At 37.7% G+C, this 18,133-nt stretch carries 14 protein-coding genes; 6 read left to right on the top strand and 8 right to left on the bottom strand.

Translation table 11 applies throughout. The features are described from left to right. The first annotated feature begins 59 nt into the window (after window positions 1-59). Window positions 60-710: a response regulator transcription factor gene (locus HX062_RS04635; RefSeq protein ID WP_286466578.1), complete on the top strand. Its 651-nt coding sequence runs from the start codon at window positions 60-62 to the stop codon at window positions 708-710. A gap of 221 nt (window positions 711-931) precedes the next feature. Here HX062_RS04635 and sufD read toward each other — a convergent pair whose 3' ends face one another. The 4 genes from sufD to HX062_RS04615 all read right to left on the bottom strand — a co-directional run bounded on the left by sufD (window position 932) and on the right by HX062_RS04615 (window position 4,977). Next, on the bottom strand, window positions 932-2,251 hold the full coding sequence (gene sufD / locus HX062_RS04630) for a Fe-S cluster assembly protein SufD (RefSeq protein ID WP_182626014.1): 1,320 nt from the start codon (window positions 2,249-2,251) through the stop codon (window positions 932-934). Window positions 2,252-2,305: 54 nt separating this feature from the next. Continuing rightward, a complete protein-coding gene (gene sufC / locus HX062_RS04625; protein ID WP_182626015.1) occupies window positions 2,306-3,052 on the bottom strand; it encodes a Fe-S cluster assembly ATPase SufC in 747 nt (248 codons plus the stop codon). Between the two features lie 59 nt (window positions 3,053-3,111). Next, window positions 3,112-4,560 carry a Fe-S cluster assembly protein SufB gene (gene sufB / locus HX062_RS04620; protein ID WP_286466576.1) on the bottom strand — a complete coding sequence of 483 codons (1,449 nt, stop codon included), beginning with the start codon at window positions 4,558-4,560 and terminating at the stop codon, window positions 3,112-3,114. An 87-nt stretch (window positions 4,561-4,647) separates the two neighbouring features. After that, window positions 4,648-4,977 carry a HesB/IscA family protein gene (locus tag HX062_RS04615; protein ID WP_182626017.1) on the bottom strand — a complete coding sequence of 110 codons (330 nt, stop codon included), beginning with the start codon at window positions 4,975-4,977 and terminating at the stop codon, window positions 4,648-4,650. Window positions 4,978-5,522: 545 nt separating this feature from the next. Here HX062_RS04615 and HX062_RS04610 point away from each other — a divergent pair. The 4 genes from HX062_RS04610 (at window position 5,523) to rnpA (ending at window position 10,591) form a co-directional block, all read left to right on the top strand. Continuing rightward, window positions 5,523-6,383, top strand: coding sequence for an MBL fold metallo-hydrolase (locus tag HX062_RS04610; RefSeq protein ID WP_182626018.1), 861 nt, complete (start codon window positions 5,523-5,525; stop codon window positions 6,381-6,383). A 74-nt stretch (window positions 6,384-6,457) separates the two neighbouring features. Further along, window positions 6,458-8,071, top strand: a complete 1,614-nt coding sequence (locus HX062_RS04605) for a S8 family peptidase (RefSeq protein ID WP_286466575.1) — start codon at window positions 6,458-6,460, stop codon at window positions 8,069-8,071. A gap of 83 nt (window positions 8,072-8,154) precedes the next feature. Next, entirely contained in the window at window positions 8,155-10,050 is a 1,896-nt protein-coding gene (locus tag HX062_RS04600) for a M1 family metallopeptidase (RefSeq protein WP_286466574.1), read from the top strand. 127 nt (window positions 10,051-10,177) lie between these two features. Then, window positions 10,178-10,591 carry a ribonuclease P protein component gene (gene rnpA / locus HX062_RS04595; protein WP_286466573.1) on the top strand — a complete coding sequence of 138 codons (414 nt, stop codon included), beginning with the start codon at window positions 10,178-10,180 and terminating at the stop codon, window positions 10,589-10,591. Between the two features lie 116 nt (window positions 10,592-10,707). On the opposite strand, the gene HX062_RS04590 is transcribed toward rnpA, so the two are convergent. Genes HX062_RS04590 through HX062_RS04580 form a run of 3 tightly spaced genes read right to left on the bottom strand, consistent with a single transcriptional unit; the run spans window position 10,708 to window position 14,441 of the window. After that, a complete protein-coding gene (locus HX062_RS04590) occupies window positions 10,708-11,700 on the bottom strand; it encodes a DUF4837 family protein (RefSeq protein WP_255492354.1) in 993 nt (330 codons plus the stop codon). 10 nt (window positions 11,701-11,710) lie between these two features. Then, on the bottom strand, window positions 11,711-13,195 hold the full coding sequence (locus tag HX062_RS04585) for a lytic transglycosylase domain-containing protein (RefSeq protein ID WP_286466572.1): 1,485 nt from the start codon (window positions 13,193-13,195) through the stop codon (window positions 11,711-11,713). A gap of 55 nt (window positions 13,196-13,250) precedes the next feature. Continuing rightward, complete coding sequence (locus tag HX062_RS04580; RefSeq protein ID WP_182626023.1) at window positions 13,251-14,441, bottom strand: phosphoglycerate kinase; 1,191 nt, start codon at window positions 14,439-14,441, stop codon at window positions 13,251-13,253. A 200-nt stretch (window positions 14,442-14,641) separates the two neighbouring features. Here HX062_RS04580 and HX062_RS04575 point away from each other — a divergent pair, with 200 nt between their 5' ends. After that, window positions 14,642-15,787: a DNA polymerase III subunit gene (locus HX062_RS04575; RefSeq protein WP_286466570.1), complete on the top strand. Its 1,146-nt coding sequence runs from the start codon at window positions 14,642-14,644 to the stop codon at window positions 15,785-15,787. A 5-nt stretch (window positions 15,788-15,792) separates the two neighbouring features. On the opposite strand, the gene HX062_RS04570 is transcribed toward HX062_RS04575, so the two are convergent. Then, on the bottom strand, window positions 15,793-18,078 hold the full coding sequence (locus HX062_RS04570) for a helix-turn-helix domain-containing protein (RefSeq protein ID WP_286466569.1): 2,286 nt from the start codon (window positions 18,076-18,078) through the stop codon (window positions 15,793-15,795). Between the last annotated feature and the right edge of the window lie 55 nt (window positions 18,079-18,133).

Here is an 18,133-nt window from a genome sequence, read left to right as displayed (position 1 = left end):
TAATACAATAACTCAAAATTAATATTAATTTTACATTATCCAAGCTAAAAAATATATAAATGCCCATTCATCTATCAATTTGTGAGTCGGACTCACACTTCAAGAATATAATTATCGAATCCATCAAGCACACCTTGAACTTTGATATACTAGATACGTATTCCAATGGTTATGAACTCGTTAATAGGATAAATTACAGACAGAATAATTTTCTGCTTATCGATATATTTACTCCGATTATCACCGGTTTAGAAGCCATAAAAATTTTGAGAAAAAAAAACAATAACACGCCGATAATTACCTATTCACACGTCTACCAAGAAGATATTCACCAAACTCTAGTTGGTTATGATCAGGTGTATTACTGTCAAAAAAACTGTAACGCAATCTTTGCCATACTCCTAGCACAACTAAATGGACATGAGGCTACGTATGAACAACATATAGCCGAATGGAAGAAAAGTAAAATGACTTATTCTACTTCCAATAACACTACACTGCAAAGTATTTACAAGCTCACTTTTCTAGAGCTTCAAATCATCAATTATGCGTGTCAAGGATTGACCAATCATGAGATAGGTACGATAATTCACCTGAGTGGGAGAACCGTTGAATCACATATAAAGAAGTTAACCGAGAAGTTTCAAGTAAAAAACAAGATTCAATTAATTGCGTATTGTGTGGAGCAGAACCTTCACCATTACAAATGAAAGTAGATAAGAATATAAAACCAACGCAGTTGAAGTGCCACATACGATTTAACAAGTCCATAAAGCACAATAGCATCGGTTTAAGCCATTTTCTTCACGTTGGCAACTCAGATATCAAAACGAAAGATTAAAGGCGTTAAACGCTTAAAAATATACAGATAAAAAAAAGGGTAGTTAACCGGTGGTCAACTACCCTTTTTCGTATTATGAATGAATGAATATTAAATATCAAACCCCATAGAAACGCCAAGTTTTTTCGCAATCAATTTTGCAACTTTGCCTTTTAATTCGGGGATTTTAACAGACTCCATTACCTCATCAGTAAAGGCGTACATCAGCAAGGCCTTTGCCTCTTTTTGCGGAATTCCACGTTGACGCATGTAGAACATCGCTTCTTCATCTAATTGACCAATGGTACAACCGTGTGAACAACGAACGTCATCAGCAAAAATTTCCAACTGAGGTTTGGTATACACTTGTGCCTTATCGCTCAACAAAATATTGTTACTTTGTTGAAAACCATCGGTTTTTTGAGCGATTTTATCGACATAAATCTTACCGTTGAAAACACCAACTGAATTGTCGTCATACAATCCTTTGTAATTTTGGTGGCTTTCACAGTTTGGACTATCGTGAGAGACTAGTGTATAGTGATCAACGTGTTGCTTGCCGCCAATCAGGGTAATTCCCTTCATCGTACTGTCAATACGCTCACCATCTTGATAGAAATTCAAGTTGTTACGCGTTAACTTTCCACCAAATGAAAACGTATGAACCGATACTCTACTCTCCTGTTTTTGTTTGATGAATGTATTGTCAATCAACGTTCCCGTATCTAAGTCATTTTGCAATTTATAGAAATCTACAATCGCGCGTTTATGACTAAAGATCTCTGTTACAGAATTGGTGAAAACGCTACACTCGTCTAAACTTTGATGACGCTCTAAGATCTGAACGTGTGCATTTTCTCCAACGATAACTAAATTACGCGGTTGAACTAACAAAGCTTGTTCGGCAGAAGTAGACAAATAAACAATTTCAATTGGTTTTGAAACTACTTTGCTCTTCGGTACATTGATGAAGGCACCTTCAACAGCATAAGCTGTGTTTAAAGCTGTTAAACTATCTTCTTTATCCGCAATGGTATTGTAATAATTGTCAATCACCATTTTGTACTTAGGTTTAGTCAATGCAGAAGACATCAAACAAACATCTAAGCCATCGTGTGTAGTAGACGACAAATGTGAGCTGAATACGCCATTGATAAACACCAACTTATACGTATCAGAGTCACTTAAAAAGTACTGTTTAACATCTTTGTACTCAATCGCTACCTCTTTTTTGGGAACCACACAAAAATCTTGTTTCAAAATTGAATTTAGAGACGTGTATTTCCACGCTTCCTCTTTTTTTGTAGGGAATCCCTTATCTTCAAAAGTCTTTAGTCCTTCAACGCGAATAGCGTGTAGCGTATCATGCTCCCCACTTACTTGCTGTTCAAAAGCAACAAAAGACGTAATTAATTTATCTTTAAGTTCCATATTCCTTATTTACCTATTAGATTAAAATGATTGTATACTGTATCAACCGCCAGATTACAGCGATTCTTTAATCCAGTCGTATCCTTTTTCTTCTAATTCTAAGGCTAATTCTTTTCCTCCTGTTTTTACAATTTTTCCGTCGTACAATACGTGTACAAAATCAGGAACGATATATTCTAACAAGCGTTGGTAGTGCGTAATTAAGATCACTGCATTGTCTTCGCTTTTCAATTTATTTACTCCATTGGCTACAATGCGCAAAGCATCGATATCCAATCCAGAATCCGTTTCATCTAGGATGGCAATTTTTGGTTCTAACATCGCCATTTGAAAAATCTCATTTCTCTTTTTCTCTCCCCCTGAAAATCCTTCATTCAACGAACGAGATAAGAATTTTCTATCGATTTCAAGTAATTCTGATTTTTCCTTAATTTTTTTCAACATTTCATTTGCAGGCATCTCCTCTTCTCCTTTAGCTTTTCTCGCTTCGTTGATTGCTGTTTTAATGAAATTTGTTACGGAAACACCAGGAATTTCAACTGGGTATTGAAAAGATAAAAACACCCCTTTGTGTGCTCTTTCTTCAGGAGCTAATTCACCTAACTCTTCTCCTTCCAATAACATTTCACCTTCCGTTACTTCAAAAGCCTCATTTCCAGCAATTACAGAAGATAATGTACTTTTACCAGCACCGTTTGGCCCCATAATCGCGTGAACTTCACCCGCTTTTACTTCTAAATTAATTCCTTTTAATATTTCTTTATTTTCAACACTTGCGTGTAGGTTTTTTATCTGTAACATAAACTGTTTGTTATTTTAAATTTGTAATGATACGAAATGCCTTCATTAGTTTGTTGGGATTAACCCACACTTCCTTCTAATGAAATCTCTAGTAATTTTTGTGCTTCTACAGCGAACTCCATCGGTAATTTATTCAACACCTCTTTAGAGAAACCGTTGACAATCAACGCAATTGCTTTCTCCGTTGAAATTCCACGTTGGTTACAATAGAAAATTTGGTCCTCTCCAATTTTACTAGTTGTAGCTTCGTGTTCAATTTGAGCGGTTGAATTCTTTGCCTCAATGTATGGGAAAGTGTGCGCTCCACATTCGTTCCCCATCAACAACGAGTCACATTGAGAAAAGTTTCTAGCGTTTTCAGCACGTGGGCCTACTTGCACTAAACCGCGATAACTATTTTGAGATTTACCAGCTGAAATACCTTTCGATATAATCGTCGATTTCGTATTCTTACCTAAGTGAATCATTTTTGTTCCTGTATCGGCTTGTTGGAAATTATTGGTTACTGCAACAGAATAAAACTCCCCTACAGAATTATCTCCCTTCAAAATACAAGAAGGATATTTCCAAGTAACAGCAGAACCTGTCTCTACCTGAGTCCAAGAAATTTTGGCATTTGTCTCACACAATCCGCGTTTAGTCACGAAGTTGAAAACCCCACCTTTTCCTTCTTTATCACCTGGGAACCAGTTCTGTACTGTAGAATACTTGATTTCTGCATCGTCCAAGGCGATTAATTCTACAACGGCAGCGTGCAATTGATTTTCGTCGCGAGACGGCGCAGTACACCCCTCTAAGTAAGACACATAACTACCCGCATCTGCGATAACAAGTGTGCGTTCAAATTGCCCTGTTCCCGCTTGATTAATGCGGAAATACGTCGATAACTCCATAGGACAACGCACGCCTTTTGGAATATAACAGAACGATCCATCAGAGAATACAGCAGAGTTCAATGCTGCATAGAAATTATCCGTTTGCGGCACTACTGTTCCCAAATATTTTTTAACTAATTCGGGATATTCTCTAATCGCTTCAGAAATAGAACAGAATATGATCCCCTTTTCTGCCAACGTTTCTTTAAACGTCGTTGCCACAGAAACAGAGTCCATTACAATATCTATTGCAACGCCTGATAAACGCTTTTGTTCATCTATTGAAATACCTAATTTATTGAAGGTCTCCAATAATTCAGGATCCACCTCGTCTAAACTCTTGTATTTATCTTTACTTTTTGGTGCCGAATAGTAAGAAATTGCTTGGAAATCTGGCTTTTCATACTGTACATTAGCCCATTCCGGTTCTGTCATTTCTTTCCAGATGCGGAACGACTCTAACCTCCAGTCGGTCATCCATTCAGGCTCTTCCTTTTTGGCAGAAATAGCTCTGACGATATCTTCATTCAATCCAATTGGAAATGTTTCAGATTCTATATCTGTATAGAATCCGTACTCATACTCCTTACCTTCTAATTCTTTTTTTAAATCTTCTTCTGTATACTTGCTCATATTTTGGTACTTAAAAGCAATTATTACCTGCTTCTACATTAGACTTTACTTTGGTAAAAGGGAAGATCGCAACCTTCCCTTTTTGTACTATAAAGAAAAACTTTCTCCACAACCGCAAGTTCTACTTGCATTCGGGTTGTTAAAGTAGAAACCCTTTCCATTTAATCCTCCTGAATATTCAAGAGTTGTTCCTACTAAATACAAAAAGCTTTTTTTATCAACAGCAATCTTCACCCCGTTATCTTCGAAAACTTTATCTGTTTCTGAAATTTCACGGTCAAACTTCAATTGGTACGATAAGCCGGAACATCCGCCGCTTTCTACCCCTACACGTACATAATCTCTCTTAGAATCGAATCCTTCATCTTCCATCAAAAGAGCAACGCGTTTACTTGCTATATCTGAAACTTTTATCATACGTTTTACTTAAAATAGATTAATTCTATACCGATTGACAAAGGTATTATAAAAAAATGGTTTCTAGCACTAACTAACATATTTATAACGATTAGAAGTTTTAATACTAAAATCGATAAAATCTATTGTTTAAAACCATTTTTAATTACTTATTAAGCAGTAGTTTATCAATTTTACTAACGAATCGAAATCCGTTTAATACGGGAAATAAATTCTTTTTCTATTTAAAAAGCTTTCGTTACAAATTTCGCATCTAATTTTGGATATAAAAGACACAAAAAAAAGAAAGGATTGAACAAATCCAAGAAAAGCATTTTTTTGGCCTTTTTAACGGTAATTTACTTTTTTTCAAGAAGTTAAACTACCCTTTCACTTTGATGCAAAACACAGTCGTTCTGTCGCCGCTTATGCTAAAATCTCACAGATCGACTTGCTGCTGAACAACGGCATACAAAATTAGATTATACCTTATAAATTGGTTATTTATGCCCAGGGTTTTACATAAATTTCTTACTTTGCATCATTCACTGTTCAAAATAATCAACATGAAACTATACAGCATAGAAAGTGGCAATTTTAAATTAGATGGTGGCGCTATGTTTGGCGTAGTTCCCAAAGCGATTTGGAACCGTACCAATCCTGCCGACTCCAACAATCAAATTGATTTGGGCGCGCGTTTGCTCCTCCTTGAAGATGGCAATCGTCTGATTCTATTCGATACGGGGATGGGAAACAAACAGTCGGATAAATTTTTTGGATACTATGCGCTTTGGGGGGACCATACTTTAGAAAAGTCTTTGGCACAACACGGTTTTCACCCCGATGACATTACCGATGTGTTCCTGACTCATCTTCACTTTGATCACGTAGGGGGAGCAGTAAATTGGAATGCCGATCGCACAGGCTATGTCAACGCATTCAAAAACGCGCGTTATTGGTCCAATGAGGCCCATTGGCAATGGGCCACAAATCCTAACGACAGAGAAAAAGCGTCTTTTTTACCTGAAAATATCCTGCCTATTCAACAAAGCGGCGCTTTGCATTTTGTACCGAAAAGCGACGGCGATTTTACCCTAAATACCGAGTTGGGATTCTCGATTTTCTTTGCCGATGGACATACGGATAAGCAAATGATTCCCATATTGGAGTACAACGGACGCAAATTGGTCTTTACCGCAGACCTTTTACCAACTGCTGGCCATATCCCTTTGCCTTATGTAATGGGATACGACACCCGACCCTTGTTAACATTAAGCGAAAAAGAAAAATTTTTAAAAATGGCTGCAGACGAAAACTGGTTGTTGTTTTTAGAACATGATGCTCATAACGAAATAATTACAGTTCAACACACCGAAAAAGGAGTGCGTTTAAATGAAAAATTCAAGGTGTCTGATATCTTAATTTAATGTTAATCCTAACGTTTTCAACTAATTAAATACTATTTTTATCGGTCTTAAATCGAAATTAAAAAAAAATAACAATGCGTTTGATTAAACCAATTTACCTATCGGCAGCCTTAGCTTTTGCTTTAGCTAGCTGTGGAGGCTCAAAAGCAATTATACAACAGCCTATTTCAAATGTAGATCAACTGCCTACAAGAACTACTGATTTATCTGAAGAACAATTAAAGAGATGGAGTCATTTAGACATCCTAAGAGATACCGTACCAGGCATGTCTGTTGATCGTGCATACGAGGAACTTTTAAAGGGAAAACCACTTCCTAAAAAAGTAGTTGTTGGAGTGATAGACTCGGGTATTGAAATTGATCACGATGACTTAAAAGATCAGGTTTGGAACAATCCAAATGAAATTGCTGGAAACAACATAGACGATGACAACAACGGTTATATTGACGATGTACACGGTTGGAACTTTTTAGGTAAATCTGTACATGAAAACGTAGAGATGGTACGCGTGGTTCGCAGAGGAGATGACGGATCTGAGCAATACAAAAGAGCCGTTAAAGAATTGGCAAAAGAAATCCATGACGCAAAAGAAATCCAAGTTAGAGCCGATATGTTAATGCGTGCCAACGAAAGATTGGCCTCTTTCTTAGGTAAAAAAGACTATACCGTAGAAGACCTAAACGCAATTGCTGAGGATGCATCTGAAGAGATTTTACACTCTAAAAAAATAATTACTCCTATTTTAAACAATGGGCGTGAGCTATCTTGGATAGAAACGTATAAAAACTACGGAGATAGCAAATTAAAATATCATTTAAACATTGATTACAACGGACGTGAACTAGTGGGTGATGATCATTCGAACATCAACGATCGCGTTTATGGAGATAACAATGTATTAGGTCCAGACCGAGACGAAGCAAAACACGGAACACACGTTTCGGGAATCATCGCTCAATCGCGTCACAACGAGCTAGGTGGAGACGGTGTTGCATCAGATGTTGCAGAAATCATGGCTTTACGCGCTGTTCCTGACGGAGACGAATACGACAAAGACATTGCCTTAGCGATTCGCTATGCTGCAGATAATGGAGCTAAAGTAATCAATGGTAGTTTTGGTAAGTACTTTGAAGAAAATAGCCAATGGGTGCGAGATGCAATCCAATATGCAGAATCTAAAGACGTATTAATCGTTGTAGCTGCAGGAAATGATGCTATGGATTTGAACATTGATGGCGGTGTAGAACGCTATCCAAATGACAACGTGAAGATGGGACCTGAAGTAGCAAACAACTTCCTTGTTGTAGGAGCTTTAAATCCTAAGTTCGGAAAAAATATGGTGGCTACCTTTTCGAACTATGGACACTATGATGTTGACGTATTTGCTCCTGGAGTAAAAATTTACGCAACAACGCCAAATAACTCATACGAATACTTACAAGGGACATCTATGGCCTCGCCAAACGTAGCTGGAGTTGCTGCATTAGTTAGAGCGTATTACCCTGAATTTACAGCAGCAGAAGTGAAAAAAATCATCATGGATTCTGGTGTAGCCGTAAATATTGATGTTGTAGTTGGTGAGAAAAAAGAAGTGAGAAATTTCAATTCAATTTCGACGTCTGGAAAATTTGTTAATGCATACAATGCCTTACTTTTAGCTGAAAAATTGGCTAAGGCAAAAAAATAACATTTTTCTTCTAATCGGGAAAAATATCCTATACTCCACAACTTAGTTCTACTTTGTTGTGGAGTTTTAATTTACAGTAAGATATGAAAAAATTAGTAGCAGTTTTCTTTTGTTTTTTGCCGTTTTTGCAACAGGCAAACGCACAACAAAATCCAAATCCAGGGTATTGGCAGCAACATGCTGATTACAGCATGGATGTCAAAATGGACGTTAAAAAATTCACGTACACGGGAAAACAAGCCGTTGCCTATACCAATAATTCTCCTGATACGCTTCGCAAAGTGTTTTATCACTTGTATTTCAATGCCTTTCAGCCGAATAGTGATATGGACGCCTTGTTGATGTCTATTCCTGATCCTGATTCTCGTATGGTGGATACCAAAGAAATAAGAGGTCGTAAAATCCATGAAAGCAGAATCAATAAGCTGAAAGAAAGCGAGATTGGCTTTCTTAAAATTAAAAACCTTACTCAAGATGGCGTGGAGGTAGAAAACAACGTTGTGGGTACTGTAATGGAAGTGACGTTAAAAACACCACTAGCTCCAAAACAGACCACAGTATTAGACATGACCTTTGAAGGCCAAGTTCCACAAATGATTCGAAGAGCTGGACGCAACAGCAAAGAAGGCGTTGCTTTATCTATGGCGCAATGGTTTCCAAAATTGGCAGAATACGACTTTGAAGGATGGCATACTGAGCAATACCTAGGAAGAGAATTTCACAGTGTATGGAGTGATTTTGACGTAAAAATTACCCTAGATAAAGACTATATTGTTGGGGGGACTGGAATCTTACAAAACAACAACGAAATCGGATTTGGATACGAAGATGAAGGGGTAAAAGTACCTGCAGTGAAAGGCAAAACTAGAACATGGCATTTCAAAGCAGCCAATGTACTCGATTTTACTTGGGCAGCAGATCCAAACTACATCCACGATATATACGATGGACCGAACGGCGTGAAATTACATTTCTTGTACAAGAACAACCCTGCTATCGTAGAAAACTGGAAGAAATTACAACCCATTACTGCTCAATTAATGGATTTCTTCAACAAAAATGTAGGCGATTATCCGTACTCTCAATACTCAGTTATTCAAGGAGGAGATGGTGGAATGGAGTATTCAATGTGTACGCTAATTACTGGAGAACGCAATTTTGCAAGTTTGGTAGGTGTTACAGCACATGAATTAGCACACAGCTGGTTTCAACATACGTTAGCAACCAATGAGACAAAACACGAATGGATGGATGAAGGTTTTACAACTTTTATTTCAGATTTAGCGATGTTACAAATCTTGCCTAAAGAAGATTTAGAAGACAACAACCCCTTTGCTTCTACCTATAAAAGTTACTACAACATGGTAGCGCGAAACATTCAAGAGCCCTTGACTACACATGCTGATCACTATTTAACCAATAGAGCATATTCCATTTCAGCATACAGCCGAGGATCGATCTTCTTAACTCAACTCGCCTATATCATCGGTTGGGATAATATGATGACAACGCTAAAAGAATTCTACAGCCAGTACAAATTTACACATCCTACACCGAACGACTTTAAACGCACGGCAGAACGAATTACAGGAGCAAACCTCGATTGGTATTTAACCGATTGGACCATGACCAATAACACCATTGACTATGCAGTACTCTTTGTAGAAGAAATTCAAAAGAATCAATCTGTAGTAACCTTAAAACGCATTGGTCGTGCAGGCATGCCTTTAGACATTTTAGTAACCTATCAAGATGGGTCTATGGAAACTTTTTATGTGCCTTATACTTCCATGATGTGGAACAAACCCAATCAGTATATCGAGTATGAACGCACTATTTTAGAAGGATGGGGTTGGGCGCAGCCAGACTATAAATTCATCATCCCTAAACCTAAAAATACAATAAAATCTATTCTCATTGACCCTAGCCAATTTATGGCAGATGTCAATCAAGAAAACAACGTGTATCACAACGAATAAAAACGCACAATTGCGGGGGTTAAAACCACTGTGCCTAAACAACAATAAAAAAACTCAAAAGTCCTAGATTAATTCTAGGACTTTTCTTTTATAGATATCGTTTTCCTTTTCTACCTTTGCACCACCTATGACAAAACAAAACCAAACTTATTCAAAAGAAGAAAAGCTAAAAGCTAAAAAGCTTATAGATGAACTATTTATAACAGGAAAATCTGTTAGTAAATACCCACTTCGCTTGGTTTATATTGAGGTAAACGACCAAGATGCCCCCCCTTTACAAACCGGTGTTTCCGTGTCAAAACGCCATTTTAAAAAGGCGGTAGACCGAAATTATTACAAGCGTTTACTGCGCGAGTGCTATCGAAAAAACAAAACGCTAATCTTGGATCACGTGGACCAAAAGTTTGCAATGATGTTGTTTTATCAAACCAAAGATCGATTGACCTATCAAGAGGTAGAATACAAGATGAAAGCCTTGTTCGAAAAATTTGTTCGTCAACACCAACAAACAAGCTCAGAAAGTGAAAATAAAACGGTTTAAATCACTTTTACAATAGCGTTGTAGAAATAGCAATTAAAATAAAAAAAAGCGTTTAAATCGCTTTAAATTACATCGCATAAAAAAAGCGGAGCACATCGTTAAGTGCTCCGCTTTTTTTATGGATTGATGCGCAGGGTGCGCATAATGGCTTCTAATTCGAGCAACACATTGCGCTTACTCATCGACGGGTTATAGGTAAACCCCTCAAGAATTAAATAATATTTTTTGTCTTCTACTTTGGCAATATAGCTTAGATAGGGACCTCCCATAAAACTATTTTCCATATCCCAAATACCTGTTACTTCCAGAATTTCAACTCCATTGAGTTCAATCGTTCGACTGAGTGGTTCTGCATCGACAATCAAATTCATAAACGTATTTGATTCTGAAGAGTGAACGTATTTTTCAACTACGGAATCCCTCAAAAAATTAATTTCTCTTGTCAATTCTCTTTTGTCCGTGGTCGATTTAATTCGCTCATACGGCAAGCAATAAATTAAAATATTACTCGTTCCAGACGCTATTTCTTTCTTGTACCACACAAAGCTATCATCTGTTAATACGCGTTTATACGACGCAGGCAGATCGAGCTTAATCTTGTATTTATGTTGCAAGAAATCAGCATCGCGCAACACACTTTCTTTGAATCGATCCTGCATTTCGCTAATTTCTTGATGGTGAAAGCGACTGATAATGGAATCTTTGTGCTTCAAGAAATTGTCTATTAGGCTTTTATTGTCCTTTCCCTCCACCACAAAAAAATGCTGCGGTTGAGCGTACTCGTTGATTAAAAGCTCAAATTTAGTGCGCTTTTCACTTGTTGACACATACAATATATGCTTACTACTCTTGGCGGTACTTTCAAATATACGGGGCGATTGCTGATCAATATCAAATTTGGGTTCCACTGGAGTGATTCCCTCAATAGCAGCCGCCAAGTAATTTCGAATTGTATCTCCTACATTACTCAACCACAAATCGTCGTCAATAACCACCAAGACCTGGTTCACTTGACCTTGGGAAGGCAGTTGTGTTTCATCCTTTCGCGTGCGTTCACTACAACTCACACAAAAAGTCAAACAAACCATATAGAAAATAAAATATCTCAAAGGATGTAACTTAATTAATTCTCAATTTCATACCCGGTTGTAAGGTTGATTGATCGCTCATATTGTTTAAAGCTTTCAACTTAGAAATGGTTACACCTGGTAGATTTTTACTGATTGAATACAGAGAATCCCCTTTTTTAACAACGTAATATCCATTCGTTGAAGCTTGAGCAACCGTTGATTTCCCTACGATTAATTTCTTACCAGGATAGATAACATTTGTTTTCATGTTGTTTAACTTTTTCAATTGAACAACAGAAAGACCGTATTTTTTGGCAATTACACCAACGCTTTCACCCTTGCGAATGGTGTGATATTTATTGCGTACACTAGACGTTTGCGCAATGGCTATATCGTAATTCGGCTTCTCTTTGCGATTTTCCTCAAAATCGACATAAGCATATACTTTTTCTTCATTCGACACTAATAAACCAGCGCGATCCAACGGTAAACGAAGGAAGTTTAATTCGCTAGAGGAATACGGAATAACTTTTAATTTATAGGTTGGGTTTAAAAACTCCAATTCTTCTTCGCTGATGTCTAATAGTTTAGAAATTTGTTCAAAACTCATCATGCGTTTCACTGCCACAGTATCGGTTTGAACTAATTTCATTGGAATATTGTCATTGGCTTTGATTCCGTGCTCTTTGGCATATTCGAAAATATACATTGTTGCATAAAAAGCAGGCAGGTAGTTTTGGGTTTCACGTGGTAAATTTGGACGTATGTTCCAGTAATTAGTCAAGCCATTTGAGCGACGAATGGCCTTAGAAACGTTTCCAGGACCAGCGTTATACGAGGCTAATACCAAATCCCAATCGCCAAAAATGGCATAGAGGTCTCCTAAGAATTTGGCTGCTGCTTCAGATGCTTTTAACGGATCCACGCGATCGTCTTTAAAGGAAGAAACTTCCAAATTATACTGTTTTCCAGTGGCATACATAAACTGCCACAACCCGGTTGCTCCCATATGAGATACTGCTTTTGGGTTCAAAGCAGATTCAACAATTGTCAAATATTTGACTTCCAGCGGAATATTGTTTTTTGCTAATTGTTCTTCAAATAGGGGAAAATAGTATTCTGAAAGACCTAATAGGCGTTCGAACGACTTTTTTCTCTTCTTTAAAAACGACTTAATCAATCGCTCTAGAGACTCGTTATACTCCACGTTAAATGGCGTTTTTTCATTCAATAAAGCCAATCGTTCTTTCAAGACTTCGGTTGTTAAGCCATCGTATTCTCCAGCATCTTCACTAAAAAATTCATCCCCTGTTAAATCTGCATTCATCTCCTCATACAAATCTTGGTTGATCAATTCACCTAGCCAGAGCTTTTCTATGCGCTCGCTAGTAGAATGATTGACAAAACTTGCTTTGATTGAATCCAAATATACTTGTGGATCTAGTTCTTTCTTGCTTGCTTCTATTCCTTCTTGTGCATGTAAACTTAAAGATAATAGGCTAATAAGGGATAACGCTACTCCTTTGTAAATCATAATTTTATATTTTGATATAGGGTATAGTCCACAACGCCAACTACACCCTATACTGTTATTCTTGTATTGCTTTGATACCAGGCAATATTTGTCCTTCCAACATTTCTAACATAGCTCCTCCACCCGTAGATACATAACTCATTTTCGGTGCTAATCCAAATTGCTTCACAGCGGCTACAGAGTCTCCCCCTCCTACTAAAGAAAATGTACCCTTAGTTGTTGCCTCTGCGATGAAGTTTCCTAATTCAATGGTTCCATTGGCAAATTTCTCCATTTCAAATACCCCTAGTGGTCCATTCCAAAGAATAATTTTAGAATCCAAAATTACCTTTTTCAAACTCCCAAGTGTTTCTGGCCCGACATCAAGTCCTTGCCATCCCACAGGAATTGCTTTTACATCGACAATTTGCGTCTGAGCGTCTGCTGAAAATGCATTCGCTGCGACTACGTCAATAGGCAAGTGAATCTCCACGTTTTTTTCCTTAGCTTGCTCTAAAATACGCAATGCCAATTCAATTTTATCATCTTCACAAATGGAATCGCCAATAGCTCCCCCAAGTGCTTTGACAAAAGTAAACGCCATACCACCTCCAATAATCATGTGGTCTACTTTGTCTAAAATATTTTCAATTATCGTAATTTTAGAAGACACTTTTGATCCTCCCAAAATTGCTGTAACTGGTTTATCTGTACTGTGTAAAACTTTATTGATACTTTCAATTTCTTTAGCTAACAAATAACCAAAGCACTTGTCATTTGGAAAAAATTTGGCTACAATTGTCGTTGAAGCATGGGCGCGATGCGCTGTACCAAAAGCATCGTTAATATAAAAATCAGCCAGTGAAGCCAAAGCAGCAGCAAATTGCTCCTCTCCTTTTTCTTCTTCTGCGTAGAAACGCAAGTTTTCCAACAAAAGAACATCTCCCGCTTTGCTGTTGGCAACTGCTTGTTTCGCAGTATCGCCAATACAATCGTCAACAAACGTAACTTTTGTACCTAAGACTTCTTGCACTTTAGCCGCAATATGTCGCAGTGAATACGCTTGGTTTTTTTCTCCTTTTGGACGACCCAGATGAGAAACCAAAATGGCTACTCCACCCGATTTAATCACTTTCTCAATTGTGGGTTTTGCCGCTTCAATACGATTGGTGTCTGTCACCTCAAAAGCATCGTTTAACGGCACATTAAAATCAACGCGAATTAAAACTTTTTTATCATTAAAATTCACAGTATCAATTGTTTTCATAGTTGTATTTTTCTATAATAGGTTCCAATTAACGCAAATATAAATCTTTTTAAAATCGAAATTACGTTTATTTTAATTATTATCTTAATTTTCTCTTGGCAATTGTCTTCCAAAACGCGAATCAAATTGTTGCCCAAACAGGAGGAAGTTTTCTTTTCCAAGACATTCTCATACCCAAAGAATTCCATTATATTTGCATTATGTTATTTTCAGAAATAGTTGGTCAAAACCACATCAAAAATCACTTAGTACAAAGTGCCGAATCCGGTCGAATCCCGCATGCCCAATTATTTATTGGTCAAGAAGGTACTGGAACATTAGCGATGGCCATTGCCTATGCGCAATACCTACTTTGTCGCAATGTAGGTGGTGAAAACACAGGCGGAAATGAAAGTTGTAATATCAAGTTTAATGCCTTGATGCATCCCGATCTACACTTTGTTTATCCGGTGGCAACAACAACTGAAGTTAGCAAACATCCTACAAGTGATAAATTTGCCGAAGCTTGGCGTATTTTTATCAAAAACAACCCCTATGGCAGCTTATTTGATTGGTACAACCACATTGACATTCAAAATAAACAAGGGCAAATTGGCGTGGATGAAGCAGGAGAAATCCTCAAAAAACTAGCGTTGAAATCCTACGAAGGTGGATATAAAATTATGATTATTTGGATGGCCGATAAACTCAATACAGAAGCGTCCAATAAGATTTTAAAAATTCTAGAAGAACCGCCTGCCAAGACGATTTTTATTCTAATTGCCGAAAACGAAACTTCCATCTTACAGACGATCTTATCGCGTTGTCAGTTGTTGCGTTTTACGGCATTAAACAGCGTTGAAATCGAACAAGCCTTAATCAATCAGGGGTGTGACAAGCAGCAAGCGGCTTTGCTTGCTCGTCAAGCGCAAGGCAATTACAACAAAGCATTGCAGTTACAGCGCAATGGTGCCGATTCCACGGATTTTGAACAGAAATTTGTCACTTGGGTTCGCGCGGCTTTTCGCGCCAAGGGCAATGCAGCAGTCATTAAAGATCTCGTTGATTGGAGTGAGGACTTAGCCACCATAGGCCGTGAACAACAAAAACAATTTTTGGAATTTTGTATTGAATTGTTTCGACAAGCGCTGCTTTACAACTACCAATCGACCGATTTGGTTTACTACCAAACATCAGTCGACCGATTTAAACTGCAAAACTTTGCCCCATTTGTCAATGGCGCAAATATTGAAGAGATTTTTGAGGAATTATCCAACGCAATTTACCATATTGAACGCAATGGAAACAGCAAAATGATTTTTACAGATCTCTCTATTAAATTAACTCGATTAATCCATAAAAAATAGCGAAACTAATCGGTTTCGCTATCGGGTAAAGTGCGTTGATATAATTTTAATTCTTCCCATGTAAATTCGTTGGCTGAAGCCGCTTTAAGGTCTGCAAGCGATTTGCCCTCGTGTTGTGAAAACACCTCGCTTAAACGTTTTATTTTCGCTTGGTCTAACACTTCGTGCAATTCAATTTTTCCATCGCTGATCAATTTAGCCAAATGAGAATATATAGTGGTAGGCGTCAATTTGCGTTCTGCAGCTATCGCATCTACACGCAGACCTTCCATCCACAACTCATACGTTAGAACAAAAGTGCTTTTCTTCTTTTCTTTTTTCTGGTTGTCTTTAGACTTTAAATCTTCTATAAGATCGTAATCATCCTGTAGATCCAATCTAGTGGTGCGCAATAAAGAGGCAATGTGGGTCAGGTGATTGATGCGGTACTCCCCTATTTCTAAACTGCGTAGATTTTCTTTGGTTATACGTTCTTTTTTAATGACTAAATCAACCAAAAGTTTGGTTTTTTTCAGGTCTAAAACTGCTTTAATTGTCTGATCTTCCAATTCCTCTAATTCGGAGAAAAAAGTCTTCATTTGTCGCTTTCCACGTACTTGTGCCATGGTAAACAACAGCTCAAATACCACGTGATCTAAGGAAGGGAAAAAATACGCATAGGCTTTGTCCACACGCTCTTTGACAAAGTGAATATCCACGGGTTGTTGATAAAAAATATGGCTGAGTTGTTTGGTAAACTTATCGGCTAATAGCACGAGTTCTTCCAAGGTCTGTACAATTTTTAACGTCCAACTTTTATAGTCATTCTTTTTACTTTTATCGTTTTCCTCTCCGTAGGAGTACAAGTGATTGCGCCAATTCTGGCACAATCCTTTCCACGAATAAGCATCGATCAATTTCTCTTCCAAAAAAAGTAGGGTTTGCTTGAGCACTTCTTGTTCTAAAGTGTCTTTGTCCGCCTTATTTTTGGCATATTGCATCACATCGAAGTCGTTCTTTAGACCATTCATTTGAATTGGCGATAATAGAACCAATCCCTGCAGCGATTTTAATCGCGACAAGGCAACATAAGCCTGACCAGGTAAAAACACCTTAGAAACGTCTAAAATTGCTTTTTCAAAGGTCAATCCTTGACTCTTGTGAACCGTAATGGCCCAAGCCAGTTTTAAAGGGTAATGTGTAAAGGTTCCCAAAAGCTCCTCCTCTATTTCCTTAGAATTGGGATTGACCTTATACCGAATATTTTGCCATTCATATCGCTCTACTTCAATCACCTCATTTTCCTCAGGGAATTTAACAAAAATCTCCTTGCTACTCAACTTTTGTATAATCCCCATCTTGCCGTTGTAATATTTCTTCTCGAAGGATAAATCGTTTTTTACAAAGATTACCTGCGCCCCCACTTTTAAATGCAACTGATTTTCAATGGGGTAAATAGACGTAGGGAAATCACCAACCACTTCAGCTTGATAAGTATAAGCCTTTGCCTCTAAGGCCGCTAAGGAGTCGGAATTAATCGTATCTGCTTTGGCGTTATGCGTAGTTAAGGTAATATAGCCTTGCGATTTATTTTGATCAAAGGTTGGATTTACATACTGATTGAGTACTTGTAAATCCACGGGAGTAATCGTGTTATTGCGCAAGTTATTTAATATTTTAATAAAAGCATCATCTGATTGTCGATAGACTTTGTCTAATTCGATATACAGTGGTGGATTGGATTGAACAATCAAGGAGTGAAAGAAATACGAACCATCGTAATACCTTCTCAAGACTTCCCATTCTTCGTTTTTCACCACGGGAGGTAATTGCAACAAATCGCCTATAAAAAGCAACTGAACCCCACCAAAGGGCTGATTATTGCGTCGAACCGTTTGCAACATAAAATCCATCGCATCTAGTACATCGGCGCGAAGCATACTCACCTCGTCAACGATGAGCAATTCTAAATTGCGAAACAGCGAACGACGTACATTACTCATGCGGAAATGCTTCTTAATCGACACCCGATTTTCAAATTTTACGTATTCACTAAATATAGGTGGGTTTACTGCATCCGGAATAAAGGCAGCTAAGGGAAAGTGAAAAAAAGAATGTATCGTAACACCTCCAGCATTCAAGGCTGCAATACCTGTTGGAGCAACAATAACCGTATTTTTATGCGTGCTTTTGACAATCTCTTTCAACAATGTGGTCTTTCCTGTCCCCGCTTTTCCCGTTAAAAAAATGGACTGCTTGGTCTCGTTGATAAACTGTAAAACGTACTTGGCTTCGCTTGAAAAATTTTCCATTTTTTGAGGTAAGATAAAACTTAAATTGGTTTTAAAATAAAAATAGCCCTAAGAA

Source organism: Myroides sp. DF42-4-2, from assembly GCF_030326445.1.
GTDB lineage: Bacteria > Bacteroidota > Bacteroidia > Flavobacteriales > Flavobacteriaceae > Flavobacterium.
The sequence above is the reverse complement of the archived record's forward strand: the minus strand, read 5'-3'. Positions and strand labels throughout refer to the sequence as shown.